This is a genomic window from Coleofasciculus sp. G1-WW12-02 (genome assembly GCF_040219735.1).
Taxonomy (GTDB): domain Bacteria; phylum Cyanobacteriota; class Cyanobacteriia; order Cyanobacteriales; family Coleofasciculaceae; genus Coleofasciculus.
In genome coordinates, this window is record NZ_JAVJRX010000180.1 from 1 (window position 1) to 3,426 (window position 3,426).

2 protein-coding genes are annotated in these 3,426 nt (G+C 45.6%); both read right to left on the reverse strand.

Annotated elements, in window-relative coordinates:
• Positions 1–69: 69 nt before the first annotated feature.
• Positions 70–399, reverse strand: coding sequence for a tetratricopeptide repeat protein (locus RID09_RS28350; RefSeq protein WP_446339259.1), 330 nt, complete (start codon positions 397–399; stop codon positions 70–72).
• Between the two features lie 473 nt (positions 400–872).
• A complete protein-coding gene (locus RID09_RS28355; protein WP_446339260.1) occupies positions 873–3,251 on the reverse strand; it encodes an NACHT domain-containing protein in 2,379 nt (792 codons plus the stop codon).
• Between the last annotated feature and the right edge of the window lie 175 nt (positions 3,252–3,426).

Genomic DNA, 3,426 nt, shown 5'->3' on the forward strand with positions numbered 1-3,426 from the left:
CGAATATTGGACAGCAAGAGCTTTAGCCATTTCTTCCCATATTTCAAGTCGTTTTGATGGACTTAGGCGCTACAGTCCTTGTCTGTTAAGCTTTATGAGTCCTGAAAGCTGATAGTTTAGCATACTAAGTCCGGAAGAACCGGATTTTTGGTCATTGAGAGTTTGGCTGATCTTAATCTGACGTTGGAAAGCTTCGATAGCTTCATCGAGTCGTCTTTGTTTTTGGAATACTCTACCTAAGCAATTGAGTCCAATTACCAATGATTTTTGGTCATTGAAAGTTTGGCTGATCTCAATCTGACGTTGGAAAGCTTGGATGGCTTCATCAAACCGTCCTTGTTTTTGGAATACCAAGCCTAGACTATTGAGTGTTATTCTGAGACTATATTGATCGCCCAATGCCTCTTCAAGAATATAGCAACGCTGGAGGATAGCTTCAGCACAGATTCAGCATTGACACAAATGGAGTCAAACCCGCCTCCGCCAAGAATTGCCGACGCGATCGCTCTGTTTATCTGAAGCAAAAGCGACTACCAGTGCCTTGGCTTGGATACCCAAAATTCCGATCAACTCTTATAATATTTAAATGCATTAGCAAATCTGTGCCGATTGAGCAAGAACCTGTCCTGCGGGAAGATGGGGTAAATCTTAGTTCAGTCTTGCACTATTTCCTGACTGAACACCGCCCACTATTCGATGAATTACAACACCATTTACGTTTTGTTGTTCCTGGATTTAAAGGATTAACTGTAAAAGCCCGTGTAACCCACGGATCGGATTGTTCAAGGTTCGGTTTGTGTCGCTAAATAGACAAATAATAGAATAGAGTTTTCATTTTTTCGCCTCGGCTGCGATTAACAATGACAAATAACTTATTCCCGATACACAAATAACTCGTCCTCAATGTGTTGCTGCACTTGAGTATTGAGATCATCAGCGATGGTTAGACAATCCACCAATAATTGATTGGCGTCATAATAATCCCACAGCGATTGCCTCTGGCTGCTGCTAAACTGCCAATCATGTTCCCCATGTTCATGTTGTCCTAGGAAAAAGCGAAGTTGTTCTATCCAAGAGTGACGATGATTAAACCACCACGAGTTCAACATCTTCCCATTAGATTGAAACTGAAACACCGGATGGAGTAAAGTTTTTAGCGATCGCGCTAATTGACTCAGATGCTCAGGATCAACCGCTAGATTAAATGCGAGACTATACTTCAAGGTGGCATTCAGGATTAACGCCCGGTATAACGGCACAGGCAAAGACGCCGGGGGCAAATAATCCTCCGCCTTAAACGCTAAGGCTTCCAGTACTGTAAAGTTGGCGTCTAACGTTTGGGCTAAGGACAAGCAGGAAGGTAATTGCTGTAACGGTGACGGTTCTAGGGGTTGATCAAGCAGATAGGAATTGAGTGTCTGGGCTAACGCTTGATCCAAAATTACAGCCAGGGCAAAATTAAAGCCACGCACGGCGGCTGGCTTGTGGGATAATGGGCTAGATTTGGAGCGATGGTCTATCCAGTTAAGGAACTGCACTAATCGTTGATCCGATATTAATACCTGATCCACCCTTTGCTTTATTCCCTGGATTAATCGTTCCGGGTGGCGCAAGAGGGCGGCGGTGAATGGAAAAACCTGCCGCCAAGATTGTTCAGTGAGGTGGGTGACTAATTCCGCGATCGCCTCCGGGTGCTGAGCCAGTTTTGTGGTAAACTCCCTAGCGGTGAGGTATTGCTGAACACTTAAATTCGCAAAGGAATAAAGTCGCCGCGATCGCTCCACCCATACTCCATGATCACATTCAATGGCTTTCACAATCCCTTGACTCTGTATCTGTAAGCTGACAGGATTAACGTCTTGATAATCCGGCAGGGTTTGCAGATACTCACCAATATAATGTTCTACCTGAGATTGGCTAAAACAATACTTCTGTTGAGTCAACGTCACTGAAGCCACTTGATCCAACAATTGCCACCGATTCACCACAGACAACGGTTGCTCAAGGGAATCTCGCTCAACTCCTTTGGAATAATCCCATTTGTGCAGCAGAATCTCCAATCCTTCGTGAACCAGTCTAGCATGTTGGCGAGGAAAACGGGATTGGGAGTGGAAGACATGACAGATGAAACTGAGTAATAGAGGCGTTTTCGCCATGTCCTTAATCGCCCGGTTTTCTGGATAGTCGAGTTGGGTAATAAACTCAGCCGCTTTCCCTAACCCCTTCTCCCAATTCGCACCCGCCACCGCCACAAAGTACTTCTGGGCAAACTCACGGATTTGAGTGGGTGTCCAATCGGCAAGTTCCACCTCCGTAAATCTGCCAAACCGATACAACTCAGCCCCAGTCCGACAGGTGATCACAAATCGATTATTATAGTAGCGCTGACAGAACCATCGCAGTTTGTTGAACAGGGAAAAACGCCGAGAGGGGGCTACCTCATCCCAGCCATCGAGCAAAATGAGGAGTTTCCCCTCCTGGAGTAAGGTTTTCACTGTTTCCCTAGAAACCCCACAATCGCTAAGCTCTTGGCAGATATAATCCAGTAAACTCAGCCTATTGCCATCTTCCACCAACGCCCTTAATTCAATATAAATGGACACCTGATCCGGGGCAAATCGACCTTGATGACACTGAGTCGTCAGATACTGCAAAAATGTGGTTTTACCCGTTCCCGTTTTCCCCCATATCATTAGGTGCCTCTGTCTTGTCAATACCGCCATTGCCAACACTCGTTCCAGAGCGGTTCCATCCGGATTCAGTCCATAACCCCTATCCCAATTCACCTGAAAAAGTCGTTGCCAATCCCCCAAGTCAAGCCAGCGTCGGTTGGGGATATCCTGCCAAACCTCCACATCAATATATATATCCTTTAAGGAAATCGGTTTAGGCAAATCCCATAACGGCACAGTACTCGATTGAGTCTCAAGTTTATCCTGGTAGCTCGAACGAATAGTCGTCATTAAGGTGTTGATGTCAACAGGCTGGTTCTCCGCAGGATTGATGGGTTGGAGTAGCCTCTCGTCCAGAACCTGAATCGCCAACTTTTGCCAGGATAAATCCAGTTGCACGCAAATCTCTATGAAAATCCGTCGCTCAACAGGATGACCTGCGAAAAATTTACTGATGGATAGGCGAGTCTTAACACCAACCTTTTTCGCCAGTACCTGATGAGTCCACTGTTTCCGCGCCATCGCTTCTTTGGCTTGGACAATGCCCTGTGCATTTGCTGAAAGGGATCGTTTACCCATATCACACCTCCACCCTTGTTTAACTACCGATTCAGCGATCGGTGCGCCTCTAGTCATTAAATCAATGGACAAAAGTGGATTATGTGGCATAACTATAGCCATCATGCCGATGGATTGGTGTGCAGTATTTGTGGTTAATGATTTGAAGCTTCTGGATAGATGTGGAAATATCAAA